Consider the following 26,248-nt stretch of genomic DNA (forward strand, 5'->3'; position numbering starts at 1 on the left):
ATTTTTGACTTTCAAGCGAAAAGTCCTAGCAATTTTTTCCGCATGTTTCCGAAATAATAGCTCGTCTTATTTATAGAACTTGTACATATATATCAAGTAATAGAGATAAACAATGAGGTGGCTATTTGTGCGAGGGAATTGGGGAGCAGCATTTCAGATTGGTGCTGTATATGTTGGAACCATCGTAGGAGCAGGCTTTGCAACAGGTAGAGAAATTGTTGAGTTTTTTACCCGGCATGGTGTATATGGCTTGGTAGGAATCTGCATCAGCGGTTTCCTATTTATATGGTTAGGAACAAGAATTATGATTATCGCAAACCGAATTCAAGCTGATTCATATAAAGAATTTAATGAATATTTATTTGGGAAAAAAATAGGGTTTGTTGTGAATGCACTTATGCTCCTTGTCCTAATTGGAGTAACTTCCGTTATGCTTTCTGGTGCAGGAGCGGTTTTTCATGAACAATTGGGAATATCCTATCAGCTCGGAATCCTGTTGACGGCGGGGCTTTCCATCTTTGTTTTGACATATGGAGTTAAAGGCTTATTTGGAGTGAACATGTTTGTTGTTCCAATTATGATATTCTTTAGTGTCGTTTTAGCAGTAGAGGTCATAGCAACGGATGCAACGGTCCTGTTGAGTCGGCCAGAAATTGAGTCGCAAAGCGCTAAATGGTTGATTTCACCGTTTTTATATTCGGCTTTTAATTTGACAATGGCGATGCCCGTATTAGTTCCGCTTGCAAAGGAAATTGATCATGAAAATACATTAAGATGGGGCGGTTTTATCGGTGGTGGCGCATTATGTCTCATTTTATTTACGAGCCACATATCATTATCCGCACTACCAGACGTAGAAAGTTTTGAAATTCCGATGGCTGAAGTGATGAAAAATTTCATGGCTGCGTTTTACTGGTTGTACATCCTTGTGATTTATGGAGAAATCTTTACGTCTGTGATCGGAAACCTATTTGGCCTTGAGCGCCAACTGAAAAATGTAATTAAACTACCATCCATTATAATTGTGTTTGGTATATTATCGATTGCCTATGTGATAAGTCAATTAGGTTATGGCTCATTGATTTCATTCTTATATCCGTTGTTTGGGTATATGAGTTTGATTTTATTAGTACTGTTGGCAAGACCGATGAAGCGCTAACCGAGGGAATAATCAAAACCTGGATAAATGAAACTATATAAGAGGAAAAATAAAGAGGTATAATCAACCTCTTTATTTCTTTTTTATGGTGATTAACGGTAACTACTTAAATAACTAATGTACATCCTTAGAATAAGCGAATGTTTCTTTAAGGTGACAGGCCAGCTGTATTTCAAGAAAGTCTTTTGGATCATTAAAACTCAAATTTAGCATGTCCTCAATTTTTTTAAGACGCTGATATAGTGTATTAATATGAACGTGAAGTTTTTTCGCAGTTTCATTAATAGACTTATTTAACTTTACATATGTTAACAATGTTTGTTCTAAATCGTTTTTCTTTGATTTTGCTGTAATTAAAGGCTGGAAAAAGGTATTTATGAATTCCTGAATCTCATTGGTATCCTGATTAATAAACAAGCGATTAACCCCAATGCTTTCATATGCAATTATACCAGATTCTTTTTTATTAACTAGATAGGCAACTGCCTTCTTTGCTTCCTCATAACTCTTTCCTATGTGATATACTCCCTGTTTTTCAGAACCAATACCCACACACAAATACGAATCATTATTAGTTTTCCAGTTAGTAATAATTGTTTTTAATCCTCTTATCGTGTCGTCAGATCCTGAATTGTGTGCAACTGAAACAAGTAATATGATTTTATTATGAAATCCGTAGATAAGTTGCACGTCTTGGATATTCTTTTTTATCAATGAAATAATACTATGAATATCAGCACCAAGCTTATATAAATCTTTATAATTAACAAGTTCAATTAAGACCACATAAAACATATGTGAAGGATTTATGTTAAACTCTTTTCTTTTCTCAAGTAAGACTTCTGGCTCTTTGCTTTGAATCAATTCATTAAAAAATTCATGGAATTTCTTATAATAGATTTCTTCTAGTGTGTGTTTCTTTACAAGTTCAAGTGCGAGTAAGGAGCCACCTTGTTCGATAATAATTCGATCAATGATTGATAATGTATTAGAGTAGGGGTAAATAAAACATCCAAGAAAAATAGTACCATTGAGAATTGGGTAAAGATAAAATTTTCCCTCCTCAGGCTTACTCAATTCCACGAAAACAGCATTTCTTCTATGTTTAAAAATAGTAGTAATTTCATCCACGCTAAAATAAATTTTTTCTTTCTCTTGATTATGGTACCAATTGTTTTCTAAATAGTCGTAGAAGGAAAACGGACCATTTATCATTTTCCCTATTTCCCTAATAATGGACTTTAAACCTTTGTTTTGTATAGAAATCTTAATAAGTCTGTCGTGGACTTCGTTTCTTTTTGCGAGTTCATTTAATTGTTGCTTTACCTCTGTATAAAGACGTGCATTTTGAATTGCGATTGCAGCCTGGGATGCAAATCCTTGTAAAAGTCGCACGTCATCGTCCGTAAATTTCCCTACCTTATTAAAATGGTGAATCGTCATGACTCCAATACGCTTGTCCCCAATAGATATAGGTACACTAACAATTGCTTGAATTTCTTTTCCTTTGTACGAAGACTTGATGATATGTAGATTTCTCTCTGAAATAGAATTCTCACTCATTACTTTATAAATCTGTTCTTTAGAATGATAAATTAACGGTTTTCCTTCCTTAAAAACCACACCCGTAATCGATTCTCCGACCTTCATTTTAAGCTTTCTGATGATCGGTTCAAATCCAACACTTGTTTTTGTTATAATTTTTTCTTGATCATAGTCATAAAGTTGTAGATAACCTGCATTTGCAACTGGTATTACTGATAATGCGTTTTTTGTAATTTTCTCTAATAGTTCATCAAGGACAAGAGATGAAGAAACAGAACGTATTCCCTCTATTAACATCTCCAGTTCTGCGCCTTTAGCTTGGACTTGGCTTTTAGCATCTAGAAGTTCGAAGCATACATATAAATAATCCAGGTCTCTTTCATCAAAAGGGCAAGATTCACAGTTAGAGCGAAGAAGCACTAAATGCTCGTTTACGTAAGAAAATGAAATATATAAGTACCCCTTATTTGTCATGATTTTGTATTTGTTCTCTCCATTACATGTTAGTAGACTAATATTCTCTTTTCTTAGAGTTCCTTTTTTATACATAAGGTTGAACGAAGTATCATGTGCTTTTTGTACCAAGATTTCATAGGAAGCGCCTTTAAACATTTTATCTAGAAAAGTTAAAATTTGCTGATTTATGTTCATTACTAACCTCCAAGACTAAGAAAATGTAGAAAGTTCTATTTCATCCGTATCATTTATGTAATTAATTACATTGTAATTGGTAATTCAATAAATTACTATAAGAATTAGAAAATATAGAATTTTCAACCATTAAAGTTGAATGCGCTTTCTTTAGAGGGCAGAGGTAGTAATTAAAAGTAATTTGAAAAAAGGAGGAAGATTATTTTGGAAAAAGTATTACAAACAGCAAATAGCTTACCACTCTGGATTTTGGCTTCACTGGTAGTTGGTATCGTAATCTTTCAAGCTATAATTTTTATTCGGCTTGCATCAAAAACGAGCCAATCCGTCGGTATGACTTCTACAGATGTAAAGTCTGCGATAAGGGCTGGTGCGATTAGTTCTCTTGGACCATCTTTAGCAATCATCGTTGTCGCTATTTCAATGATTTCTTTAATTGGTAGCCCAGTTACATTGATGCGAATCTCTATTATTGGATCAGCAGCAATAGAAACAGTTGGTGCAAGTATAGGGTCTAAAGCAGCTGGGGTAGATTTAGGTTCTCAAGGTTATACGTTACAAGCCTTTACAAATGCAGTATGGGTGATGTGTCTTGGTGGAATGGGCTGGTTATTATTCGTTGCCCTATTTACTAAATCTCTAGGGAAAATACAGAAAAAAGCAGAAGCTAATCCCAAAAATGTAACGATGTTAAGCACAGTATCAGTTGCTGCAATGATTGGGGCTTTTAGTTATCTTGGTGGGGGAGAAATGGTAAAAGGAATAAGTGAATTCATCGTATTTATTGTTGCCTTTATTGTTATGCCCATCATTATATGGATCGGAGATAAAACCCAGTTGAGGTGGATAAAAGAATGGTCATTAGGACTGGTTATTATTGTGGGTATGTTTGCTGGTTACTTTATATCTTAAAAAAGAAAGGTAGGAGAGCTGTATGCCAGTTACTAGAGAGGAAAATAATCTATCTATAAACGAAGCTGTGCCAGTGTCTGCATCATCAATGGATTTTGAAACGTTTCAATTAAAGTCTCATTTTTGGGGACGCTTAACAGTTTGGGGAATCATTGCATTAACATTAATTGTGCCCCTATATCTTTCATTTGTTCTTGGTTACCATCCAGGCTGGACAACTATCATTTCAGGTTTTACTGCTTATGCAGCTATTATCATGTTTGTTTGGGTGCTGGAGCCGATTAGCTATTATCCTGTTTTGGGGGTTTCTGGTACATATCTTGCATTTCTTACAGGTAATATCGGAAACATGTGTCTTCCATGTGCTTCGGTTGCTCAACGTGTTGTTGATGCAGAACCAGGAACGAAAAAGGGAGAAATCACTGCCTCATTGGCAATTGCGACTGCTTCGATCGTGAATGCTATCATTCTTATTTTAGCAATACTAAGTGGTTCATACATTTTAACAATCTTGCCTGAATCAGTCTTAAATAGCCTAAACTTTGTCCTTCCGGCTATTTTTGGAGGAGTCATTGCTCAGTTTGCTATAAAAAAACCATTATTTGGTGTAGTTGGGATAGCTTTTGGTTTATTTGTTAATTTAGGTCCTGTTCCCCGTGCATTCCAAACATTTGTCTGCATACTCGGAACAGTTGTAGTTTGTCTACTTTTAGAGAAAATCAAAAAACAAGAGAAAAATAAATAAATTCTTGGTGTCGACCTTGTATGTAATGAATTTTTGGAAGGGGTGAAAATCCATTAAGTAGATGGATTAAAAGATGAGTAAACAGAATATTTTACAGTGGATTAAAAACAACCAATCAGATTTTACTGAAATGGCAAAAAAAATATGGGAACATCCGCAAATTGCATATGAGGAAAACTATGCAAGTGATCTACAAGCGTCTAAATTAAAAGAAGAAGGATTTAGTATTCATTCCCCGATAGGAGGAATTTCTACTGCGTTTGTTGCGGAATATGGCTCAGGTAAACCAATAATAGGGATATTAGGGGAATACGACGCTTTGCCTGGCCTTTCTCAAACGGTTAATACCGTTCAGGAACCAGTTGAATTAGATGGCCCTGGTCACGGCTGCGGTCACAATTTACTCGGAACAGCAGGGGTTGAAGCAGTAATCGCATTAAAAGAAGTAATGGATGAGTGTGATATCAATGGGACTATTCGTTATTATGGCTGTCCAGCTGAAGAAGTATTGTCTGGAAAAACGTACATGGCGAGAGAAGGTGTCTTTGACGATTTAGATTGTGCGTTAACCTGGCATCCATGGACATCTAACATGACATTAAATATGAGTATGCAAGCAATTGTATCCATTAGGTTTCACTTTAAAGGCATCCCAGCCCATGCGGCCGCCTCACCACATGCTGGAAGAAGTGCACTAGATGCAGTTGAATTGATGAATGTCGGTACAAACTTTTTAAGAGAGCACGTGGTGGACGGTTCGCGAATACATTATGTCATTACAAACGGGGGACTTGCTCCTAATATTGTTCCTGAGCACGCTAGTGTTTGGTATTATTTACGGGCATCTACAAAAGAACAAGTTGAAGATATCCTTAGAAGGGTAGAGAAAATTGCTCAAGGAGCAGCACTTATGACAGAAACTGAGGTCTATTCAGAAATTGATGCTTTTGCTTATGACACACTTCCAAATGAAGCTTTAAATGACCTCATGTTTGAAAATATGAAACTAGCAGTACCCTTAGCATATACTGTTGAAGAAGCGAAATTTGCTCAGGAATTACTTAAGACAGTAGATTCTAACATCGTAAAAATGACCCATAATTCTACAAATGAGATCCTGGCGTCAGACTTACAAAATGATAAATTGACAAAGGGCAAAGTTTTAACTGGTTCAACAGATGTCGGTGATGTTAGTTGGATTACACCAGTGGGTTCAATTATGGTAACTTGTGCTCCTATCGGTATACAGTTACATACCTGGCAGGCCACAGCCTCATTTGGTTCATCCATTGGTATCAAGGGAATGCACTTTGCCGCGCAAACAATGGCATTATCAGCATATGATTTGTTACTAAATAATAATCATATACTTGAAAGAGCAAAAGAGGAGTTCAATCTAAGCACAAAAGATAAGCCATATGTTGCAGGTATTCCTGAAAATGTTAAACCGAAAACGACAAATTTAGCTTAATTAAAGAAATCAAATATATTCCTAAAGAGACCTCTAATTAGGTAAAAAATGATACGAAATGGGAAAATAATAATCTCAGGCAAAGCAAATAAAATATCACCTAGGAGGTCGGAGAAGGTATACTTACCATCCTTCGCTCTCCTTTTTCTGCGTTTCTTCATGTAGTCATGCCCCCTTATTTAAAATAGTGGGAAAAGTACTAGCAAAAATAAATTGAAGACAAGATGGGAAAGGATTGTTAGAAAAATATTTCGTTTCCACATATATAATGTTCCCCAAACAACCCCACCTGCAAATGTCGCAAGCAAAAAAAGTGGATTAAACGTATAAAGATTGGCAGACGTATAAAGAAGAGAGGATATGACGATTGCGACTAGCTTGTTGTCGAATTTTGCCTCGATATTCTTCTGTATATAGCCTCTCCAAAAGAGCTCTTCACCCGGAATGATGATGAGAAAGAGTACTACAAAATGCCAGGAAAGCTGTGGCTGAATCTTCATATATAAATCCGCCACTTCATCTAGCATGTTCGGAAAGAGGAAAGCGGAATCCATTTTTCCAATCGAGAAAAGGCCATACATCATTATGCCTGAAAAGATAGCGATAGCTAGGTTGGATGCTGATATAGATTTCTTATCAAAATTGGCGAAACGGATTGCTGCTGCTGATAAAAGGAAAAAGGATATGGTGAATATGACCCAAAAAGGGACGGTGGACAGGAAACTCGTCGCCAATAAAATATGTATCAATAGTAATAGTAGATAAAAGTTTTTATGCATATTGTCGTTCCTCTTTACTTAGATTATGTCGTAGTCATTTTAACATGAACGTCATTTTTTTAGAATAAATAACCGACGGTGACTCATCCTAATGGTGATGATCTGAAAGAAGGAGAGATTCTACATGACACAATCAAAACGTCAACAAGAACGCCAGTGGACAGTTAGAAAACAATCACAAAATCCACATGGAAAAGTAAAGTCCTTTGAACAGCTGGCTGAAGAAGCTGGCAAGGATACAAAAGAATAGGTAAATGTGGCGCACACACTCTGTTTTGGGTGTGTGTTTTTTGGTGGTTGGGTTTGTAGGGGTGACTTGATAACCTTAAATGTCCAAAAAATGAAGCTTAAAAGTGGTATTTAGGTTGTGTTTTTCCATAGTCTTACAAAAGTGGTGTCATAAATAGGGTTTAATGAAGAGGTTTTTCCTGGATTTTACAAAAGTGAAGGCATAAAGGAAGTTTATGGGTATAGTTTTTCCAGAGTTATCCAAAACCTATATAATAAAAGGGTTTTAACACTATGGTTTTTCTAGTTATTTCCAAATATGGTGTCATATACGTGAAATTACAGTAGAGTTTTTCATAAAATACCCAAAAGTGAAAGTTAAAAAGCTTTGGAGTATCATTTATTTCCTAAATAGTGGAAAGTGACATAAGTCCAGAGGCATTGGAGTACCATCAACCTCTTAAAAAGCGGTCCGTGACATACTTCCAGAGTGTACTTCAGAAGAGTAGTGGACCACTTACAGTCAGATATCCTCAAAATTCCAATTCATTTTCATTGTGAAATATCGGAAACCGAAATATAATTAACTTTATTCTGTCGAAGTTCGACTGAATAAAGTTAATTACCTCCGGCGGATGCCACGATTTTTCAAAGGAAATTTTTCGAGCAAGCCCGAAAAAAATCGGGCGGCAAATATGCCAAGGCATATTTGATTAACCAATGATAAAAAATGAATTGGAAAGAAGGATCATGATGGGTCAAGATGACATGAGGGAGTATAAAATTGGAATCTTGTATACGGCGATTGCGTATATTGCGTGGGGAGTTCTGCCTCTTTATTGGAAATTAATCGACTATGTTCCGGCAATCGAGATTTTAGCACATCGGATTGTTTGGTCGCTTGTCTTTGTGCTGGTGATCATCCTCATTTCCAAAAAAGGGAACCAGCTGGTCACAACCCTTAAAGAGATTGTCAAAAATAAAACCAAACTTATTGGGATTATCGCTTCATCAATCCTTATTACGGTCAACTGGGCGACTTATATTTGGGCTGTTAATACCGATCATATTATTGATGCAAGTCTAGGATATTACATCAACCCATTGGTCAGTGTCCTGTTGGGGATTATCGTTCTTAAGGAACGTCTATTGTTTTGGCAAGGCGTTTCATTTGTATTAGCAGGTCTTGGGGTTCTCATATTAACTTTACAGTACGGAAGTTTCCCATGGGTTGCGATTACGCTCGCATTAAGCTTTGGATTTTATGGATTAACAAAGAAACTAGCAAAGCTAGATTCCTTAATTGGACTCGCGATGGAAACAATGGTGGTTGCACCGATTGCCCTTATTTATTTAGGAGTTCTCTACAACAGTGGAGTTGATTCCTTCAGTAGCGCAACTTTTAACGTGCAACTATTATTAATGGGGGCTGGGGTCGTAACAGCCTTACCATTGCTATGGTTTGCGGCTGGAGCAAATCGCATCCCGTTGTCGGTGCTAGGAATCTTGCAATATATCTCACCAACTATAAGCCTTGTATTAGGAGTATTTTTATTTCAAGAGCATTTTACAAAGGCACATTTCATTACATTTTTATGTATTTGGTCAGCATTACTGATATACTCTTTCTCAAAAACAAAGTTTTTAACATCGATTCAACCGAAATTTACGAAAGATAAATCGTTAGGTGCATAACAAAAAGGGAGCCGAACCAAATGGTCAGCTCCCTTTCTTTTATATAGCTGTGACAATCTTATAGTTTTTGTGATTAACAACAGTACGACTCTCTAAATCTAGATCTCTATAATTGTCCATATATGTTAAGTCTACGATAACTGAGTTTTCATTTACTTTTTCAACGACGCCTTTTAGTCCTTCTTTGAACTCAATGACATCCCCAATTTCTGCTATTTTCATAATGTCACCTCCATAGAATTCTATAAATCTTCAAGTTAAAGCAAATCGTGCTTTTATTTACAAAAAATCCATTTTTTTATATTTTGCCTTACTTTTGTAAAATAGTAAAGCGTTTTCAATGATATTTTATTTAAAATTTTTGTAAAAAATGTGACAATCTATAAATTTTTTTTTATATTAATTTATATGCCTGTCTAAAGGGAGAGAGATAAAAATGAAAGATACAGGATTGGTATTAGAAGGTGGAGGCATGCGTGGTGTTTATACCGCAGGCATCCTTGAATATTTTATGGAACACAATATCTATTTCCCATATGTCGTTGGTGTATCTGCTGGGGCGTGTATGGCAGCATCTTATTTATCTAGACAAATGGGAAGAAATCGTACGGTTAATATAGACTACGTTAATCACCCAAACTACTTGTCATTCAGGAATTTTGTGAAGCACAAGCAACTGTTTGGAATGGATTTTATCTTTGATGAAATTCCAAATAAACATGTGCCATATGACTATGAATCTTTTTATCAAGCAAAAGAAGAATTTGTGGTGGGTACAACCGATTGTGAAACAGGGGAACCTATTTATTTTCACAGAGAGGATTACGGGAATGACATGTTAAAGGTTATTCGTGCCTCGAGTTCATTGCCGTTTGTTGCGCCAATCATTGAATTTAATGGAAGAAAATTATTGGATGGAGGCATCACGGATCCCATTCCATTGATAAAAGCACAGCAAGATGGAAATCAGAAAAATGTTGTCATATTGACTCGCAATCGTGGTTATTTGAAAAAAAAATCAAATATGACATGGGTTGTGAGGCGTTCTTATAAACAATATCCCAATTTGGTTAAAGCAATTGAAACCCGATATCAGCGTTATAATGAGACAATTGCTTACTTAGAGAAAGAAGAAAAAGCGGGTAGGGTTTTTGTATTTAGCCCGTCAGAGCCACTAGAGGTGGGAAGGGTTGAAAGAGATCCTGTTAAATTAACGAGCCTATACGAGCTTGGGCTTAAGGATGCACATGCTCAGTTTGAAAAGTTTCAGGACTGGGTTTTGGCATAGTAGGCTAATCAGAAAAGGTGCCTCGTAAGAGACACCTATAATGTAAATCTATCTACCAAAACCGCCCATCATTCCAGGGCCACCCATTGGGCCATGCTGCTGTCCACAGGTGCAGCCAGGGCCATGTGGTCCATGTGGCATCATCATATTTGGTGCCATTCCAGGGCCTTGAGGAGACATCATACCAGGATTTCCTGGTCCCCCAGGTCCGAATCCACCCGTCTCACCAGGAGCCATTCCAGGTCCCTGAGGGCCAAAACCGCTCATTGGTCCAGCACCAGGTCCTTGTGGCCCAAAACCGCTCATTGGTCCAGCACCAGGTCCTTGTGGCCCAAAACCGGTCATTGGTCCAACTCCAGGACCCTGAGGTCCAAAACCGCTCATCGGTCCAGCACCAGGTCCTTGAGGTCCAAAACCGCTCATTGGTCCAGCACCAGGTCCTTGTGGTCCAAAACCGGTCATTGGTCCAACACCAGGTCCCTGAGGGTCAAAACCGCCCATCATTCCAGGTCCGCCCAATTGGCCATGCTGCTGTCCACAGGTGCAGCCAGGGCCATGTGGTCCATGTGGAGCCATCATATTGGGTGCCATTCCAGGGCCAGATGGATTAAATGCTGCTGGCATCACAGCATCGTCGTCGTCGGGACCTGCACCACATCCACAATCATCATCCATCATGTGCTGTTGGGTAGGGTATGGATAGTTACCTTGAACCTCTTGTGGGTAGCCAGCTCCTGGGTATCCCATTTGCGGAATATTCATTCCCATTGGAATTCCTTCTGGTCCATAGCCAGCGCCTGGCCCATATCCCAAGCCTTGTTGGTTACTCATATTCGGATTAAAACCAAACGGGTTTTGATAATTTTTCATAAAATCCACCTCTTTATTGTATTCATACAGTTAAAAAGTCAGCAAACACAATCTCAAATTTGTTGAGGGCTTTTTAATTTTATACATCGTCATAATGCCTACTAGACATTTCCCCCATATCTTATGCCTAATGACGTATAGTGTGTAGGATAGAGGTATAAATGGGTATTAGCCTTGTTTCTTATTTTTTGAACCACTATAATCTAAAAAGAGGTGTATACATATGAATGAAGAATTTGTAAATGAAATTTTAAATAAGCTCCGGGATGGAGAGTTAAATGAATACCTTGTGAAAAAAGATCAATTCCTTGAGTTCCGAAATACATTGGTTAAACGGGAAGATTTTAAGCATTTTAGAGGAATTGCCCATCACGGTGGGGATATCCTGTACCGATATACGGAAGTCGCAAGGAGTTAATGGGAACTAAGTCACAGAAACAAACTTGACAGAGAACATGAAAATTTAGTAAAATTATCTTGAATTCGAGATAATGAAAAAGGGTGGATCGTATGGAAGCAAATGAAGCAGTAAATGTTCCTAACCTCTCCTTGAAATTTTTTGTCATACTATCTAGAGCATTTCGATCTGTAAATGAGCGGGTAGAAGAGGATGTAAAAGGATACGGATTAAATCTAACTGAATTTGCCGTGTTAGAACTTCTCTATCATAAAGGGGACCAACCAATTCAACATATTGGGAAGAAGGTCTTATTATCGAGTGGAAGTATAACATATGTTGTGGATAAATTAGAAAAAAAGAATTATATTTCAAGAAAACCATGTCCAAAGGATCGACGTGTTACATGGGCGTCCATCACGGAGGAAGGTAAACAATTTATGGATACGATATTTCCAAAGCATGAACAGGCTATTGAAGAAATTGTCGGGGTGCTGTCTGATTCTGAAAAAGAGGAAATGATGGTGCTACTGAAAAAGCTTGGATATCACGCTGATAAACTGTAAATTTTACAAAATGAGGGGCTATTATATAAAGGATATGAAGTGTATATTTCTTGACCTCCCTTTTTAAAAATTCTATACTTTCAAAACATAGAGTAGAAATAAATTTACAAGTGGTAACATTAGAAAGGGAGAATTCTTATGGTTTCAGAAAAGGTGAAAAACCTTCTATTAGATAAAATGAACATGATTCATAAACAAGGGGAACAGGATATTTGCTTAGTTGGACCTGTAACATTACCCGTTCAATTAGATGATCAAGTTGTGACTTTTAAATGGTATACATGGTTAAAGATGGAGAATGGAATGAGTAAAGAGGAAGTTCTAAACGCTCTTCCTACAGCTAACTTAGCAGAAATGCAGCAATCATCTGTTCTTGTATATGGTGATTTTGACTCAGAACATGATTCGCTAATCAGAATGCATAGTATATGCCATACTGGTGATATATTCGGAAGCAAGCGCTGTGATTGTGGTTTCCAATTGCGGGAATCCATGAGAATGATTGTCTCAAATGGCTCTGGGGCTCTCTTTTATCTAGCAGATCACGAGGGAAGAGGGATTGGCTTATTTTCAAAATCCTTAGCGTATATCCTTCAGCAAGAAGGGCTAGACACAGTCGAAGCAAACCTTGCATTAGGCTTTAATGATGATAGCCGTAACTATGAGGATGCCATTCGCGTGCTTTCTGAGCTACGTTCGAAGCCAGTAACCTTGATTACGAACAATCCGAAAAAATTAGCTGCATTACAAGAATACGGACTATTATCAGATACTCATGTCCCACTTTGGGGAGATGTCTCTGAATACAATCAAAAATATTTAGCCACAAAGGTTGAAAAATCAGGTCATATTCAAGTAAAAGAAAAAATCGCAACAATCTAATACGAAAATCAAAGGTAAGCCATTCAAAATACGGCTTACCTTTTTTCTATTCTTCATGTAGTAATATCTTGTTTTTTGTTAAAAAATAGGTTGTACTAATTATAAATAGTAGGAAAACCTGTTGAAATGGGGGAGATATCGTGGAAAGCTATGGTGCATTAATAAAAAAGCAACGTGAATTTTTTTCTACAGGGAAAACAAAGGAAGTTGCTTATCGGATGGAAGCTCTTAAAAAGATTCGAAATCTAATTAAAACACATCAAAAGGAAATTATGGACGCTTTACATAAAGATTTAAACAAATCTGAGTTTGAATCATATACGACTGAAATTGGCTTTGTTTTAGAAGAGCTTAGGTATACGATGAAACATCTTGAAAAATGGGCGAAACCAAGAAAGGTAAAAACGAGCTTAACTGGTTTTGGAAGTAAAAATTATATTTATCCAGAACCATATGGGGTGGTTTTAGTCATATCCCCTTGGAATTACCCATTTCAGCTCGCATTTGCACCATTAATTGGGGCAATTGCAGCAGGAAACTGTGCCATTTTAAAGCCTTCTGAGCTAACCCCAAAAACGTCTGAATTACTAACAAAACTGATTCGTGAACATTTTCAAGAGGACTACATTGCGATTGTTGAAGGTGGTGTTGAAACAAGTACGGCCCTTTTAGAGGAAAAGACAGATTATATCTTTTTTACAGGCAGTGTGGCCGTTGGAAAAGTGATTATGGAGGCTGCAGCTAAACATTTAACACCTGTTACCCTTGAACTTGGAGGGAAAAGTCCTTGTATTGTCCACAAGGATGCGAATCTTCGGTATGCAGCGAAGCGAATTGCGTGGGGGAAGTACACGAATGCTGGACAAACCTGTGTCGCACCAGATTATCTGTATGTTCATAATGAAGTGAAAGAAGAATTTTTGAATCTATTAACAGAAGTGATTCAGGAATTGTATGGGAATGCCTTAAGTGAAGAAAGCAAGTTTACGAAAATTGTAAGTGGCCGGCATTTCAATCGACTCACTTCCTTTATCGATAATAGTGGTGTTCTATACTATGGAGGTGAATCGGATGCCGATAAGCATTTGATTTCGCCTACGGTTCTGACTGATGTTACATGGGAGCACCCAATCATGGAGGATGAAATTTTTGGGCCAATTTTGCCTGTAATGGGATACGACGATATTTTACAAACCATTGATGAGATTAATAAGCGTCCAAAACCACTTGCATTGTATATTTTTTCAGAAGTGGAACGAGTGCAAAATAAGGTGCTAGATTCCATCTCTTTTGGTGGAGGTTGTGTGAATGATACGGTTTACCATTTTACTTCACCACATCTACCATTTGGCGGTGTAGGGGATAGTGGAATTGGTGCTTACCATGGGAAAGGAAGCTTTGATGTATTTTCTCATGAAAAAGGGATCATGAAGCAAACAACAAAGTTTGACCTTCCGTTGCGTTACCCAACTACCAAACATGGTTTGAAGCTGATTAAGATGATTATGAAATAAGAGAAATATGATATCAATGTTAATAATATGGCTGAGATGTTTGTAAAATTCAATCTGTATTTTTCCATCTTGTCCAAGATTTAGGTGGGATTTTTAGTGAGGATATTTTTTCCAGTCGTATTATGATCTAAAGTGTCTCTAAGGCTCTAGTATTCTACCACTTTTTGGGCAATGAATCGAAATATTACAGCTGTTAACCTTCTAGTAGAGCCAAAAACGACGATTACTAGGAGGAAAAAACATGAAAAACCTTAAAAAGATTGGATTTGCAACAGCTTTAGCATTTTCACTATTAGCTTCAGGTGTGAGTGCATCGGCAGCAACTCATACTGTAAAATCAGGTGATACATTTTGGAATCTTGGCATGAAGTATGGAGTATCAGTATTAGAACTTAAGAAAGAAAATAACAGAACAAGTGATATGATCTATCCAGGTGAAGAGCTTGAAATTCCAGAAGTAGTGACGAGTCAAGATAAGGAATTACTAGCAAAACTTGTACATGCAGAAGCGAAAGGCGAGCCATATGCAGGTAAGGTTGCCGTAGCTACTGTTGTGTTAAACCGTGTCGATTCAGCTGAATTCCCTAATACGATTAAAGAAGTGATTTACGAGAAAGCGGCAGGTGGCTCATATGCATTTAGCCCTGTGGCTGATGGTTCAATCAATCAGCCAGCTGATGAAGAATCAAAACGTGCAGTAGATGAAGCCATTACGTTCCGTGGACAAGGAAAAGGGTCATTATTTTTCTTTAATCCAGATAAAAGTTCAAATCCATTTATGATGGCTAGAGAAGTAACAACTGTCATTGGAAATCATCGATTTGCAAAATAATACTTTTTCCAAAACACTCATTTCGTCTAATATCGAAGTGGGTGTTTTTTTTTACTTCCCAACATATAGTGAATATTATGTGAGTTTTAAAAAAGGGAGCGGTGTTAATGGCAGCAAAGGTATTGTTTTTTGGAGATCCGGGAATTGATGATTCGATTGCGATTATGTATGGGTTACTCAATCCTAATATTGAAATAGTCGGGATTGTTCCAAGTTACGGTAATGTGACACAAGAACAAGCGATTCAGAATGTTGCCTACTTATTATCATTAGCAGGCAAAACGGATATTCCAATCATAGCAGGTGCAAAGGGACCGTTATCTGGAGAAGCCACAGCTTATTACCCCGAAATTCATGGGAAAGAGGGTCTTGGGCCCATTCAACCACCCGATACACTTCCTTCAGCTGAGTTGTTAAATTTCGATGAGATTTTTAAAATCATTGAGAAATATGAAAATGAACTTTATATCGTCGATGTTGGGCGGTCAACATCACTTGCGATTGCCTTTATCCTTGGTGGTGACGTAATGAATAAAGTAAAAGCATTTTATATAATGGGTGGGGCCTTTTTTGTACCTGGAAATGTCACTGCTGAAGCAGAGGCTAATTTTTATGGTGACCCAATTGCCTCAAACCTTGTATGTGAACGCGCACATAACCTTGCCATTCATCCTCTAAATGTCACAATCCAAGCGATCTTAACTTCTGAAATGGTTGACCAAATTGTAAGGCAGGGAGCAAATAATCCATACCGAAATTTAATTCGTCCCATTTTTGATTATTATTATGAATTTTATAAGAAAAGCATGCCTGGTATTCAAGGGACACCACTACATGATGTTGTTGCTCTAAGCGCAATTGTAAATCCATCCATTATGCAATATGCAAGGCGCAGAGTAAAGATCGAAATGTCCGGAATTTTAAAAGGGGTGAGCGTCGCGGATTTTCGTGCTAATCCAGACAAGGAGCCTGTTGAAACATTAGATCGAATTGCACTGCGCATTGATTATGAAAAGTTCATCACTGATTTTATTCAAGTAATGACAAACGGTAGAGTGGATAGGTAGTTATATGTAGTCCTTTAGGGGCTCGAAATAGTTTTTAGAATGAAAATGGGACATTGGTAGCATAAAAGTATTTTTAATTTTCCGAAAATATACCCAAGCTTTCTTATTCACATTTGGCATATAATGTTAATAAGGAAGCTTCCATTTGTTGCCTAAGGTCAAGCATTACTAAATCTGGACTTTAGGGGGTGATGACATGTTGTTGCATCTTGTGCTAGCAATCTTTATTGGTGGCTCTATGGGGTTATTAGGACATGCTAAAAAACAAGGGAAAATTGAGAAACCTCGTGTAACAAAACGCTTCATCTACCTTGGATTCTTAGAAGAAATGCTTATTGGAACCATTGCGGCAGTATTAATCGTAGCTTCGAGTGACACCGAATCGATTTTTCGTGTCATATTCCTTTCGATTTTAGCAGGTTACGGTGGAGAAAAAATTATTCAGGGATTTGGGGCCGTAAGACAACCTGAGCGGCCAAACGAATTGCCGCCAAAAAATCTAGAACAGGAGAGCAATAAGAAGAATGATGCTATTTGAATGTGGAAAATTTAAAAAAGAAAAACGTGGTGTTTTTTAATGACTCTTTTGGCAGGGAAACTGTGGAAGGGGTCATTTTTATTTTTTCGGACAAATAAATATGTCACAATGTGGCAAAGGCTTTTGGCCATAAACTGTGGACCCAAAACTAGTGTTGTTTCTATGAAAATGGTATAATCAGTAGCAATGATATGAAATGGAGGATTTATATTACATGATTACAGTTACAAATGTAGGTTTGCGTTACGGTGACCGCAAGCTTTTTGAAGATGTTAACATAAAATTTACACCGGGAAATTGTTATGGACTAATTGGAGCGAATGGTGCTGGAAAATCTACCTTTCTAAAAATCCTTTCAGGTGAGATTGAGCCACAAACGGGTGACGTGCATATGACACCAGGTGAGCGCCTTGCATTCCTAAAACAAAACCACTTTGAATATGAAGAACATGAAGTACTAAAAGTTGTGATTATGGGACATGCCCGTCTATATGAAGTGATGCAAGAAAAAGACGCAATCTATATGAAACCTGATTTCTCAGATGAGGACGGAATGAGAGCTGCTGAGCTTGAAGGTGAATTTGCTGAGTTAAATGGTTGGGAAGCTGAATCTGAAGCAGCCATTCTTTTAAAAGGTTTAGGGATCCCAGAAGAGCTTCATACGAAGAAAATGGCAGAATTAACAGGTTCTGAGAAAGTAAAAGTGTTATTAGCGCAAGCCTTATTTGGTAAGCCAGATGTGCTTCTACTTGACGAGCCTACCAACAACCTGGATTTAAAAGCAATCCAGTGGCTAGAGGAATTTTTAATTAACTTTGAAAATACTGTAATTGTTGTATCCCATGACCGTCATTTCTTAAATAAGGTATGTACGCACATGGCTGACCTCGATTATGGAAAAATCCAAATCTATGTTGGAAACTATGACTTCTGGTATGAATCAAGCCAGCTTGCTTCAAGAATGGCACAAGATGCAAACCGTAAAAAAGAAGAGAAAATAAAGGAACTTCAAGCATTTATTGCGCGATTTAGTGCTAATGCATCAAAATCAAAACAAGCAACTTCTCGTAAAAAGCTTTTAGATAAAATTTCACTTGATGATATCAGGCCATCTTCTCGTCGTTATCCATTTGTTGGGTTTACGCCAGAGCGTGAAATTGGTAATGACTTACTACGTGTTGAAGGTCTTACAAAGACAATTGATGGTGTTAAGGTGCTTGATAATGTGAGTTTTATTATAAACAAAGGCGACAAGCTTGCGTTTGTTGGTAAAAGTGAAATTGCGATTACAACATTATTCAAGATTTTAAATGGTGAAATGGAAGCAGATAGCGGTACGTATAAATGGGGTGTAACAACATCACAAGCCTATTTCCCTAAGGACAACACGAGGTATTTTGATGGTAATGAGCCAACGTTAGTAGACTGGCTTCGTCAGTTCTCTCCAAATGATCAAAGTGAGAGTTTCCTACGAGGATTCTTAGGAAGAATGCTATTCTCCGGTGAAGAAGTATTGAAAAAGCCAAGCGTTCTATCTGGAGGGGAAAAAGTACGTTGCATGCTTTCAAAAATGATGCTAAGTGGAGCGAACGTGCTTGTGCTCGATGACCCAACAAACCATTTAGACCTTGAGTCTATTACTGCTTTAAATAATGGATTAATTGCGTTCAAAGGATCCGTTTTATTTACATCACATGACCATCAGTTCGTTCAAACAATTGCGAACCGTATTATCGAAATTACACCAAATGGTCTTGTTGATAAGCAAGTGTCATATGATGAATACCTTGAAAACACTGAGCTTCAAAAACAAGTAGAAGCGATGTATGCATAATCTGATAAACCGTCTACCCTTATAGGGAGACGGTTTTTATGTGTTGGAAATATTTGAGTCGACGCCATCTGGGTCAAAGGTATTGGATGTACTTACACCATTATGGTTTGTTACATGGAAACCCGTATTGATTGACCCTGAGCCAGTAATTGTTTTACTGGTTGAAGTAGGAGAGACATAAAAGGAATTACCGGTGATGATAACACCCTCATTGCTGTTAATTTCAATCGGTCCTAAAAAGATAGAAGCCATATGCTTTGCACCACCTTTATTCATCCTGGTAGTACTAGCATATGGCTCCTATGGAAATGTGAAAGGTACAAACCCCTATAAATTCAAAAAGGATAAGCCGTTGTGGCTAATCACTTCCCTAATAATGCCAAGATTCCTTTGAAAATTAGAACAAATGAGAAGACGATCATCGTAAGAGCCCCAACAAGAGAAAAGACAGAATGAAGGCTGGTTAAGACGGTATCATATTCTGTTACCTTAATAAGGGCAAAACCTGCTAATATACACGCCAAAAATAAAATAGCCAATTTATCCACGGTGATTTTTCCCTCCTTTACTTCATCATATGTCCCAATTGTGTAGAAAGTGAGGGAAACTTACGATGTACTACACATTTTTTCAAAATCAGGAATAAAAACGATTTTCTTGAATACAATGGTCATGTCGGAAAAAAAGTGAATAAAATTGAAGGTTAGAAAACGATAGGGTGGGAAAGATGGCATTAGTTAAAAATTGTATTATTGTCGTACTGTTTGCGCTGTTAGTGGTGGGAATGATTTTACTTGGAGTAAGGACGATTGAGGCAAAGGGAAATCCAACAGTGATGAAGACAACAAATGAAATATATGTTGAAAAAACCGTTCATTTCTAGGGGAATGACGGTTTTTTTATTTGCTATAAAAAAAGGAGGTCCAGTATATGGCCCCCCTTTTAGGTAAATTGTTACTGTTGTGAACCATTTGTAAGTTGCTGTTGCGCCATTGCCACGAGGCGTTTCGTCATCTCGCCTCCAACGGAGCCGTTCGCACGTGCGGTCGTATCTGCACCAAGCTGAACTCCAAACTCATTGGCGATTTCTTCTTTCATTTGATCTAGAGCATTTTCGCTACCAGGAACCAATAGTTTGTTTCTTGCCATGATACATCACTCCCGACAGAAAGTTTTTTGAGTAACCAAACGATTACTCATTCTTAACTTCCCACGTAATGTGATAATCATGCTTGGAAATGTGGACCAATTATTCAACCTTTAAGCTTTCTTCCTCTAGTTTCTCCATTTCTGCCTTCATCCATGTTGGGTCCAACTTTTCACCGATAAATACCAAAGTAGGCTTATAATTCATAAGCTCTTTTAAGTAAATGGGCGTTCCATAGGAGTATTGGAATAAATAAGTGTTATTCGAATGGGTAAACTTTAAATAGCCCTTAATTCGGTAAATTGTTTCAGGCATCTTTCTGAGCCATTCTTCAAATAAATCGAGATCAAGTGCATTTGAAAATGTATGCACATATGTTTTAAGCTTCAAATCGAGATGTACATGTGCTCGCTCATGTGGTTTTCGTTCAGCTTTTTTAATTGTACGGAGATCATCAAGCTTCACAGCTGCATGCTTTGTTAACAGGCTTCGTGCCTCGCTGTTAATGGATTGAATTTCAAAAATTATTTGTCCTTGTTCCATCTCAGACAACTGGTCGATTTTATTAAGTAACAGCACATCCGCATGATGAATCTGTTCACGTAAAAGCATTTGTAATTGAGGACTTAAGGAATCTCTTTCTTTCCAACGGTTCACATCAATTAGTGTAACGATCGATTGTACAAATAATTGATCAGCAAAAAGCGGTGACATACATGCGTCAAGCACTTCAATTGGATGAGCAACACCCGTTGTTTCAATATAGATGGCATCTAAGTCATAATCCTGTAGTAGTCCTTGCAAATGGACCTCAAGCTGGCCTTGAATTGTACAGCAAACACAGCCATTTAACAGCTCCTTAAGTGGGGTGTTTTCTGTAACACCATTCGAATCAATCGAAACCTGACCTAATTCGTTCATAACAACCGCAACTTTTCGACCTAATTGCTTTTCTTGAGTAAGAATATTTTGTAATAAAGTGGTTTTACCACTTCCTAAAAATCCAGATAAAATAAAAACCTCAACTTTTTCCATAAAAACTCCTCATTCTTAATAGTCCCTTTTGTTATCAAAGGTGAATAACCTCTATTATAGCGAAAAATTGCTTATAGGGAAAAGTAGGAACCTTGTTACTAGGATTTGACAGAAAATAAGGATCAATAATATACTTAACCTAACAAAATTCGAAAGGAATGGGTAAGGGGCAATGGATAACTAATCTTATTTTCGTACCGATTTTTCAATAACGAAAAACGTGTATCTAGAGAATAGGATTCGTATGCCCATTTCCATGTCCTTTTGTACAATAAAATTGTACGTTTATTTGTAATGGGAAAAATACGTCCTTTCTAGATACATTCTAGGGAGGTTTTTTTATGACGATTTTAAAAATGAGCGGGGTTCAAAAAAGTTACGGAGATAAGATGATCCTAAATCATATTGAATGTACGATTCAAAGAGGAGACCGAATTGGGATTGTCGGAGATAATGGCGCTGGCAAGACAACGTTAGCAAACATCATAACCGGGAAAATTAAAATTGATAAAGGGTCAATTGACATGCCTTCTGGCCCGATTTCAATCGGATATGTAAAACAGGCTGCTGAAGCAGCCTATGACGAACTCGAGGAAGCGGCTATTTCCGGGGTGATATTGGAACAAACGAGTCAACTTGGGTTAATGAAGGTACACACTTGGGACCAAGATAGAGCAGTACATTTAAGTGGTGGAGAGAAAACAAAGCTATCCCTTGCTAAAGTATGGTCATCTTCGTCTGAGCTTCTAATACTTGATGAACCGACAAACCATCTTGATTTAAAAGGAGTGGAATGGCTGATTGAGGAAATGAAGGCTTATCAGGGGGCCATTCTTGTTATTTCACATGACCGATATTTTCTTGATCAAACGGTTAGTCAAATTTTGGAGATTGAGGACGGCAACTCTTTAGTTTATCAAGGGAATTATACGAATTACTATGAGGAGAAGGAACGGTTGTATCAAAGCCAGCTCCATCAATACGACATGCAGCAAAAGCATAAAGAAAAAATTGAAAACCAAATGAGTAATTTGCAAAATTGGTCAGATAAAGCACATCGTCAATCGACGAAACAAGAAGGTTTTAAGGAATTCTATCGGGTTAAAGCAAAGAAAATGGATAAACAAATGAAGTCCAAAATGAAACGGCTTGAAAAAGAGCTTGAGAAGAATAAAGTTGAAAAGCCGAAGGAAAAGGATGAGCTGCAATTTCACTTCAAACAAAGTAAAAAGAGAGGAAAACGAATCGTTGAAGTGAAAAATGGAGAAATCAAATTTGGAGAAAGGGTCTTGTTTCAGAATAGCCATTTTTATGTGAAGTATGGGGAAAGAATTGGTATTCTTGGTGAAAATGGATGTGGGAAGACGACCTTGCTTCGCATAATAATGGGGGAGGAACGGCTTTCAAGAGGGGAGTTATGGAAAAGTAATTCCTTGAAAATCGGTTATCTGTCACAAGATGTGATAGACATAGATGAAGCGAAGACAACTCTTGAATATCTTGGTGTTACCGGTAGAGATGAGATAAGTGAAGCAAGAACGTTATTTGCAAACATCGGGTTTCATGCAGATAAAATCAAACAGCCCATCTCTACATTAAGCTTTGGGGAACGAACGAGAATTAAGCTTGTTAAACTTTTGTTAGATGAAGTTGATATACTGATATTAGATGAACCAACCAACCATCTAGACCTTGCAAGTCGGGAATCACTAGAAAAAATGTTGCAGTCTTTTGAAGGTACAATTCTAACGGTTTCCCATGATCACTATTTCCTAAAAAAAATGTGTGATAAACTATTTGTTTTTGACAATCATGTCATTAAAAGAGTGGAAATGGGACTAGAAGAATATCAACAAAAAATTCATCAAGAACCTAAGGCAATTCAAAACAAGGAAGAAGAAAAGCTACTAATTGAAAATGAAATAAGTGCAACAATCGGCCAATTGTCTACATTGTCAAAGGATGACCCTCAATACGAGGAACTAGACAAAAAACTATTCGCATTAATGAAAAAGAAAAGAGAGCTATGAGGAGAAAAAAAGTTCAGTGTCCTCAACACTGAACTTTTTCTTGTTTTAAGCACCTTTTTCGAGTGGCGTGAATTGGATCTGGCGCTTTTTTTGAAGTGTAAACACCACTATGAATAAAAGAATGCCGATACCACTGAATATAACATGAGGATATATGAGCAATAGTCCACTTGTGATTAATAGCATGCGTTCTACTGTAGTCGTGCCCTGTTTAAGCCAGCCAATGACACCTGCGCTTAGTGCAAGAACACCTATAACTGCGGTAAAGAATGAAACAAAAATTTCAATAGGTGAACCATCTAGCAACAATGCAGGTTCTAATACAAACATAAATGGAACGATGAAGCCCACTAAACCAAGACGAACCGCTTCTAACCCGACTTGGTTTGGGTTGCTATCGGCAATTCCAGCAGCGGCATAAGCTGCGACTGCAACAGGTGGTGTAATTGCTGAAAAAATAGAGAAATAAACAATAAATAAATGGGCAGCCATTAATGAAACACCTAATTCCATTAAAGCTGGAGCAGCTAACATTGCCGTCAAAATATAGGCAGCAGCTACCGGCATTCCCATTCCTAAAATAATGCAAATGAGCATCACTAGAATCAAGGTTGGAAGGAGCATACCTTCAGTTAGGCCAAGGACAACACTCGTTAATTTACCACCAAGTCCCGTTGACATGAAACCTGAAATGACTAGCCCAGCAGCTGCACATGCTGTTGTTACTGGGATAGAGGATCTTGCACCATCAACCATCGCTTCAAAAATTTGCTTAACACCCATTCGGTTTTTTTTACGAAACCAGCTCACTACGATGATGGCTATTACACCGTAAAAACCAGTGCTAGATGCGCTATAGCCATTTAAAAGAAAGAAGAGTAAGATAACCAACGGGATAAAATAATACCATCCTTCTTTTAACACATTTGAAACTTTAGGAATGTCTTCTTTATTCGCCTTTGGTAAATCTAATCTTATTGCCTCAAAATGAACCATCGCAAGCAATGAAGTATAGTAGAGTATACCAGGAATAATGGCAGCAATAACGATCGATATATACGGAATCTGAGTAATGGCTGCCATTAAAAAGGCAGAGGACCCCATAATCGGAGGTAAGATACTACCACCAGTCGATGCAGCTGCCTCAACTGCTGCCGCAAATGTTGGTTTGTATCCGGACCGCCTACTCACAGGAATCGTAAATGAGCCTGTTGTTACAACATTTGCTGTTGGGCTTCCAGAAATCATGCCAAAAAACGCACTTGCAATGACTGCCACCTTGGCTGCTCCACCACGTGTTCTTCCAGCTAAAGCGGACGACAATTGAAAGAAGAACTCACCCGCACCAGCCTTTTGTAAAAACGCTCCAAACAGTAAAAACATATACACGAATGATGCGGCAACCGCAATGGGTGAACCCCAAAGGCCGTTAAAACTATAAGCTAAATCTTCAACTACTTCAGAAAATGAAAATTCCCGATGCCAAATGAGTCCTCCTAAATGATGGCCCCACAGTGCATAACTGATTCCAATTAACACGATGATGACGATTGGCATTCCAATTGTGCGGCGGGCTGCTTCGATACTTAATATGATAAATACGAAGCCAACAAAAATATCCAAAGAGGACAATGGGTCGACAATGGGAATCCGTTCCGAAATTCGTTCTGCATGGATGTAAAAATAGATTCCGGCACCTAAGGCTAAAAATGAACAAATATAGTCAGGGACTGTCGGTGTTGCACTTGTTCCGCTTTGTTTTGAAAAACTATAATACAAAAAGGTCAAGATTAAAATGAGAGATAGATGAGTTGCCAACAGTTGAATCAGATCTAATTTTCCCAAAACAACAGACACAATTTGGAATAGTGATAAGATGAACGCAATACTTATAAAAAATTTAAAAGCGGGACCTGACAAGTCACGCTTTTCACCTTCAGAAAAGGCCCTAGTTATATAATTTATAATGCCCATTACCTTGGGAACTCCCTTCTAAATTTAATGAATTAGTCCTTTTTCTTTGAAAAATTTCTTAGCACCAGGATGAAGAGGGACCTTCCCAACTTTGCTAAAGTTTTCGTCTGATAGCTTCTTAAATTCCTTATGGACCGTGCCTAGATATTCAACATTTTCATAGATAGCCTTTGTAACGCGATACACTTCTTCCTCAGAAACATCCTTGTGAACAATTAAAATAGCAGGGGTATATAGGGTGTGTATATCTTGGTTTAAAAAATCATAACTCCCTGCTGGAATTGTACCTAGCTCCATTCCTAGCTTATCTGCTACATCTTGAAGTATTTCTTGGTCCATCGAAATAAATTTCATGTCATTTGTGACGGCCGCTTCTAAAATATCACTGGATGGAACGGATACTGCATCTCCGGTAGTATCGATTCGGTTATCTCCCATCAATTCAAACGTTTTTGAACCACTTAAATGATCAACAGAACCACCCCAAGATGCAATGTCTTTATAGGTTACATCGTATTCTTGTAAAATCGACCGTGTAATAATTTCACCCGCAGAGCCTCTTTGGTCAACTGCTAGCCGCATCGGTGCTTTCTTTTCAATCACCTCGGCTAGTGAATCAAATTCCACGTCAGCTCGCGCGATTAATTGATAATAGTTAGCAGGAATCACCACACTGATCGCACGTATATCCGGATAGGCCTCTTTATAAGGTTCTGTTCCACTGAATGCTGCATAAGCTGTCATAGCGTAGGAGATTCCATAAGGAACCGTGTTTGTGCCAACACTAGCCGGATTCTCAACAATTCCGCCAGGCTCAACCGTAATAAGTGAACCTTTATTTTCACGACGAATCGACTCGGCGATACCTTCTGTAAAAACAGACCATGCGCCTCCTGTCCGTCCGCCAATAATAGTCGTTCGAATATCGCCTGTATCAGCGACAGACACCGCACCAACTTTATTCAAGCAACCTGCTAGAAGAATACTACTAATTAAAAGTAAGAAAGAATAAATCCAATTTTTTTTTGACATTCACATTTACCCCCAAAGGTTATGCTACCCGAGTTCCACCCGAACTTTTAACAAGTC

Annotated in this window: 28 protein-coding genes; 17 read left to right on the forward strand and 11 right to left on the reverse strand. The window is 37.8% G+C overall.

The annotated features are described in order from the left end of the window. The first annotated feature begins 127 nt into the window (after nt 1–127). Nucleotides 128–1,159, forward strand: a complete 1,032-nt coding sequence (locus ACFSFW_RS06530; RefSeq protein WP_304212756.1) for a YkvI family membrane protein — start codon at nt 128–130, stop codon at nt 1,157–1,159. Nucleotides 1,160–1,273: 114 nt separating this feature from the next. Here ACFSFW_RS06530 and ACFSFW_RS06535 read toward each other — a convergent pair whose 3' ends face one another. After that, a complete protein-coding gene (locus ACFSFW_RS06535) occupies nt 1,274–3,355 on the reverse strand; it encodes a helix-turn-helix domain-containing protein (protein ID WP_388036318.1) in 2,082 nt (693 codons plus the stop codon). Between the two features lie 204 nt (nt 3,356–3,559). Between ACFSFW_RS06535 and ACFSFW_RS06540 the strand changes: the two genes are divergently transcribed. The 3 genes from ACFSFW_RS06540 to ACFSFW_RS06550 all read left to right on the forward strand — a co-directional run bounded on the left by ACFSFW_RS06540 (nt 3,560) and on the right by ACFSFW_RS06550 (nt 6,483). After that, nucleotides 3,560–4,267 carry a DUF5058 family protein gene (locus ACFSFW_RS06540; RefSeq protein WP_304212748.1) on the forward strand — a complete coding sequence of 236 codons (708 nt, stop codon included), beginning with the start codon at nt 3,560–3,562 and terminating at the stop codon, nt 4,265–4,267. Between the two features lie 22 nt (nt 4,268–4,289). Then, nucleotides 4,290–5,012, forward strand: coding sequence for a small-conductance mechanosensitive channel (locus ACFSFW_RS06545; RefSeq protein WP_304212745.1), 723 nt, complete (start codon nt 4,290–4,292; stop codon nt 5,010–5,012). 73 nt (nt 5,013–5,085) lie between these two features. Next, the gene (locus ACFSFW_RS06550) at nt 5,086–6,483 is read left to right on the forward strand and encodes an amidohydrolase (RefSeq protein WP_388036322.1); all 1,398 of its coding nucleotides are present in this window, start codon (nt 5,086–5,088) and stop codon (nt 6,481–6,483) included. On the opposite strand, the gene ACFSFW_RS06555 is transcribed toward ACFSFW_RS06550, so the two are convergent. Both ACFSFW_RS06555 and ACFSFW_RS06560 read right to left on the reverse strand, forming a co-directional pair. Continuing rightward, complete coding sequence (locus ACFSFW_RS06555; protein ID WP_165918087.1) at nt 6,480–6,644, reverse strand: hypothetical protein; 165 nt, start codon at nt 6,642–6,644, stop codon at nt 6,480–6,482. The two genes, ACFSFW_RS06550 and ACFSFW_RS06555, sit on opposite strands and share 4 nt — an antisense overlap. Nucleotides 6,645–6,662: 18 nt before the next feature. Then, nucleotides 6,663–7,262 (reverse strand): CPBP family intramembrane glutamic endopeptidase, encoded by a 600-nt coding sequence (locus tag ACFSFW_RS06560; RefSeq protein ID WP_388036325.1) that lies wholly within the window; start codon nt 7,260–7,262, stop codon nt 6,663–6,665. Between the two features lie 124 nt (nt 7,263–7,386). Between ACFSFW_RS06560 and ACFSFW_RS06565 the strand changes: the two genes are divergently transcribed. Together ACFSFW_RS06565 and rarD are read left to right on the forward strand one after the other, a co-directional pair. Then, nucleotides 7,387–7,512, forward strand: coding sequence for a DUF6254 family protein (locus ACFSFW_RS06565; RefSeq protein WP_010283238.1), 126 nt, complete (start codon nt 7,387–7,389; stop codon nt 7,510–7,512). A gap of 731 nt (nt 7,513–8,243) precedes the next feature. After that, entirely contained in the window at nt 8,244–9,185 is a 942-nt protein-coding gene (gene rarD, locus ACFSFW_RS06570) for an EamA family transporter RarD (RefSeq protein WP_304212731.1), read from the forward strand. A gap of 39 nt (nt 9,186–9,224) precedes the next feature. Here the strand turns inward: rarD and ACFSFW_RS06575 are convergent, their stop codons facing one another. Then, nucleotides 9,225–9,407, reverse strand: coding sequence for a YkvS family protein (locus tag ACFSFW_RS06575; RefSeq protein WP_099353856.1), 183 nt, complete (start codon nt 9,405–9,407; stop codon nt 9,225–9,227). Between the two features lie 214 nt (nt 9,408–9,621). Here ACFSFW_RS06575 and ACFSFW_RS06580 point away from each other — a divergent pair, with 214 nt between their 5' ends. Beyond that, complete coding sequence (locus ACFSFW_RS06580; RefSeq protein ID WP_388036330.1) at nt 9,622–10,473, forward strand: patatin-like phospholipase family protein; 852 nt, start codon at nt 9,622–9,624, stop codon at nt 10,471–10,473. Between the two features lie 48 nt (nt 10,474–10,521). Here ACFSFW_RS06580 and ACFSFW_RS06585 read toward each other — a convergent pair whose 3' ends face one another. Then, nucleotides 10,522–11,343 (reverse strand): hypothetical protein, encoded by an 822-nt coding sequence (locus tag ACFSFW_RS06585; RefSeq protein ID WP_388036333.1) that lies wholly within the window; start codon nt 11,341–11,343, stop codon nt 10,522–10,524. A gap of 223 nt (nt 11,344–11,566) precedes the next feature. On the opposite strand from ACFSFW_RS06585, the gene ykzS reads away from it, so the two are divergent. The 8 genes from ykzS (at nt 11,567) to ACFSFW_RS06625 (ending at nt 18,973) form a co-directional block, all read left to right on the forward strand. Further along, nucleotides 11,567–11,761 (forward strand): protein YkzS, encoded by a 195-nt coding sequence (gene ykzS / locus ACFSFW_RS06590; protein WP_388036335.1) that lies wholly within the window; start codon nt 11,567–11,569, stop codon nt 11,759–11,761. A 92-nt stretch (nt 11,762–11,853) separates the two neighbouring features. Then, nucleotides 11,854–12,306 (forward strand): MarR family winged helix-turn-helix transcriptional regulator, encoded by a 453-nt coding sequence (locus ACFSFW_RS06595; protein ID WP_099364562.1) that lies wholly within the window; start codon nt 11,854–11,856, stop codon nt 12,304–12,306. A gap of 138 nt (nt 12,307–12,444) precedes the next feature. Continuing rightward, a complete protein-coding gene (locus ACFSFW_RS06600; RefSeq protein WP_388036339.1) occupies nt 12,445–13,188 on the forward strand; it encodes a GTP cyclohydrolase II in 744 nt (247 codons plus the stop codon). 140 nt (nt 13,189–13,328) lie between these two features. Then, on the forward strand, nt 13,329–14,702 hold the full coding sequence (locus tag ACFSFW_RS06605) for an aldehyde dehydrogenase (RefSeq protein ID WP_388036342.1): 1,374 nt from the start codon (nt 13,329–13,331) through the stop codon (nt 14,700–14,702). A gap of 241 nt (nt 14,703–14,943) precedes the next feature. Further along, nucleotides 14,944–15,534 carry a cell wall hydrolase gene (locus ACFSFW_RS06610; protein WP_388036345.1) on the forward strand — a complete coding sequence of 197 codons (591 nt, stop codon included), beginning with the start codon at nt 14,944–14,946 and terminating at the stop codon, nt 15,532–15,534. A gap of 107 nt (nt 15,535–15,641) precedes the next feature. Then, entirely contained in the window at nt 15,642–16,601 is a 960-nt protein-coding gene (locus ACFSFW_RS06615; RefSeq protein WP_388036347.1) for a nucleoside hydrolase, read from the forward strand. Between the two features lie 196 nt (nt 16,602–16,797). Then, entirely contained in the window at nt 16,798–17,139 is a 342-nt protein-coding gene (locus ACFSFW_RS06620) for a DUF4257 domain-containing protein (protein WP_388036350.1), read from the forward strand. Between the two features lie 214 nt (nt 17,140–17,353). Further along, the gene (locus tag ACFSFW_RS06625) at nt 17,354–18,973 is read left to right on the forward strand and encodes an ABC-F family ATP-binding cassette domain-containing protein (protein ID WP_388036353.1); all 1,620 of its coding nucleotides are present in this window, start codon (nt 17,354–17,356) and stop codon (nt 18,971–18,973) included. Between the two features lie 36 nt (nt 18,974–19,009). Here the strand turns inward: ACFSFW_RS06625 and ACFSFW_RS06630 are convergent, their stop codons facing one another. Continuing rightward, entirely contained in the window at nt 19,010–19,225 is a 216-nt protein-coding gene (locus ACFSFW_RS06630; protein WP_304213308.1) for a spore germination protein, read from the reverse strand. Between the two features lie 110 nt (nt 19,226–19,335). Further along, nucleotides 19,336–19,521 (reverse strand): hypothetical protein, encoded by a 186-nt coding sequence (locus tag ACFSFW_RS06635; RefSeq protein ID WP_099364570.1) that lies wholly within the window; start codon nt 19,519–19,521, stop codon nt 19,336–19,338. A 179-nt stretch (nt 19,522–19,700) separates the two neighbouring features. Here ACFSFW_RS06635 and ACFSFW_RS06640 point away from each other — a divergent pair, with 179 nt between their 5' ends. Next, a complete protein-coding gene (locus tag ACFSFW_RS06640; RefSeq protein WP_304212695.1) occupies nt 19,701–19,856 on the forward strand; it encodes a hypothetical protein in 156 nt (51 codons plus the stop codon). Nucleotides 19,857–19,927: 71 nt separating this feature from the next. On the opposite strand, the gene ACFSFW_RS06645 is transcribed toward ACFSFW_RS06640, so the two are convergent. Beyond that, nucleotides 19,928–20,122, reverse strand: a complete 195-nt coding sequence (locus ACFSFW_RS06645; RefSeq protein ID WP_099353842.1) for an alpha/beta-type small acid-soluble spore protein — start codon at nt 20,120–20,122, stop codon at nt 19,928–19,930. 100 nt (nt 20,123–20,222) lie between these two features. Next, entirely contained in the window at nt 20,223–21,155 is a 933-nt protein-coding gene (locus tag ACFSFW_RS06650; protein ID WP_388036359.1) for a CobW family GTP-binding protein, read from the reverse strand. Nucleotides 21,156–21,496: 341 nt separating this feature from the next. Between ACFSFW_RS06650 and abc-f the strand changes: the two genes are divergently transcribed. Further along, nucleotides 21,497–23,185, forward strand: coding sequence for a ribosomal protection-like ABC-F family protein (abc-f, locus tag ACFSFW_RS06655; protein WP_388036361.1), 1,689 nt, complete (start codon nt 21,497–21,499; stop codon nt 23,183–23,185). 45 nt (nt 23,186–23,230) lie between these two features. Here the strand turns inward: abc-f and ACFSFW_RS06660 are convergent, their stop codons facing one another. After that, the gene (locus tag ACFSFW_RS06660) at nt 23,231–25,159 is read right to left on the reverse strand and encodes a TRAP transporter permease (RefSeq protein ID WP_388036364.1); all 1,929 of its coding nucleotides are present in this window, start codon (nt 25,157–25,159) and stop codon (nt 23,231–23,233) included. Between the two features lie 24 nt (nt 25,160–25,183). Then, nucleotides 25,184–26,191 (reverse strand): TAXI family TRAP transporter solute-binding subunit, encoded by a 1,008-nt coding sequence (locus ACFSFW_RS06665; protein ID WP_388036366.1) that lies wholly within the window; start codon nt 26,189–26,191, stop codon nt 25,184–25,186. Between the last annotated feature and the right edge of the window lie 57 nt (nt 26,192–26,248).

The organism is Ferdinandcohnia salidurans (assembly GCF_042680725.1).
GTDB classification, from domain to species: domain Bacteria; phylum Bacillota; class Bacilli; order Bacillales; family Bacillaceae_L; genus Ferdinandcohnia; species Ferdinandcohnia salidurans.

Coding starts and splice junctions, on each gene's coding strand:
- ACFSFW_RS06535 (WP_388036318.1), bottom strand. CDS start 3,355: ATGAACATAAATCAGCAAATTTTAACTTTTCTAGATAAAATGTTTAAA.
- ACFSFW_RS06545 (WP_304212745.1), top strand. CDS start 4,290: ATGCCAGTTACTAGAGAGGAAAATAATCTATCTATAAACGAAGCTGTG.
- ACFSFW_RS06550 (WP_388036322.1), top strand. CDS start 5,086: ATGAGTAAACAGAATATTTTACAGTGGATTAAAAACAACCAATCAGAT.
- ACFSFW_RS06555 (WP_165918087.1), bottom strand. CDS start 6,644: ATGAAGAAACGCAGAAAAAGGAGAGCGAAGGATGGTAAGTATACCTTC.
- ACFSFW_RS06560 (WP_388036325.1), bottom strand. CDS start 7,262: ATGCATAAAAACTTTTATCTACTATTACTATTGATACATATTTTATTG.
- ACFSFW_RS06565 (WP_010283238.1), top strand. CDS start 7,387: ATGACACAATCAAAACGTCAACAAGAACGCCAGTGGACAGTTAGAAAA.
- rarD (WP_304212731.1), top strand. CDS start 8,244: ATGGGTCAAGATGACATGAGGGAGTATAAAATTGGAATCTTGTATACG.
- ACFSFW_RS06575 (WP_099353856.1), bottom strand. CDS start 9,407: ATGAAAATAGCAGAAATTGGGGATGTCATTGAGTTCAAAGAAGGACTA.
- ACFSFW_RS06580 (WP_388036330.1), top strand. CDS start 9,622: ATGAAAGATACAGGATTGGTATTAGAAGGTGGAGGCATGCGTGGTGTT.
- ACFSFW_RS06585 (WP_388036333.1), bottom strand. CDS start 11,343: ATGAAAAATTATCAAAACCCGTTTGGTTTTAATCCGAATATGAGTAAC.
- ykzS (WP_388036335.1), top strand. CDS start 11,567: ATGAATGAAGAATTTGTAAATGAAATTTTAAATAAGCTCCGGGATGGA.
- ACFSFW_RS06595 (WP_099364562.1), top strand. CDS start 11,854: ATGGAAGCAAATGAAGCAGTAAATGTTCCTAACCTCTCCTTGAAATTT.
- ACFSFW_RS06600 (WP_388036339.1), top strand. CDS start 12,445: ATGGTTTCAGAAAAGGTGAAAAACCTTCTATTAGATAAAATGAACATG.
- ACFSFW_RS06610 (WP_388036345.1), top strand. CDS start 14,944: ATGAAAAACCTTAAAAAGATTGGATTTGCAACAGCTTTAGCATTTTCA.
- ACFSFW_RS06615 (WP_388036347.1), top strand. CDS start 15,642: ATGGCAGCAAAGGTATTGTTTTTTGGAGATCCGGGAATTGATGATTCG.
- ACFSFW_RS06620 (WP_388036350.1), top strand. CDS start 16,798: ATGTTGTTGCATCTTGTGCTAGCAATCTTTATTGGTGGCTCTATGGGG.
- ACFSFW_RS06625 (WP_388036353.1), top strand. CDS start 17,354: ATGATTACAGTTACAAATGTAGGTTTGCGTTACGGTGACCGCAAGCTT.
- ACFSFW_RS06630 (WP_304213308.1), bottom strand. CDS start 19,225: ATGGCTTCTATCTTTTTAGGACCGATTGAAATTAACAGCAATGAGGGT.
- ACFSFW_RS06640 (WP_304212695.1), top strand. CDS start 19,701: ATGGCATTAGTTAAAAATTGTATTATTGTCGTACTGTTTGCGCTGTTA.
- ACFSFW_RS06645 (WP_099353842.1), bottom strand. CDS start 20,122: ATGGCAAGAAACAAACTATTGGTTCCTGGTAGCGAAAATGCTCTAGAT.
- ACFSFW_RS06650 (WP_388036359.1), bottom strand. CDS start 21,155: ATGGAAAAAGTTGAGGTTTTTATTTTATCTGGATTTTTAGGAAGTGGT.
- abc-f (WP_388036361.1), top strand. CDS start 21,497: ATGACGATTTTAAAAATGAGCGGGGTTCAAAAAAGTTACGGAGATAAG.
- ACFSFW_RS06660 (WP_388036364.1), bottom strand. CDS start 25,159: ATGGGCATTATAAATTATATAACTAGGGCCTTTTCTGAAGGTGAAAAG.
- ACFSFW_RS06665 (WP_388036366.1), bottom strand. CDS start 26,191: ATGTCAAAAAAAAATTGGATTTATTCTTTCTTACTTTTAATTAGTAGT.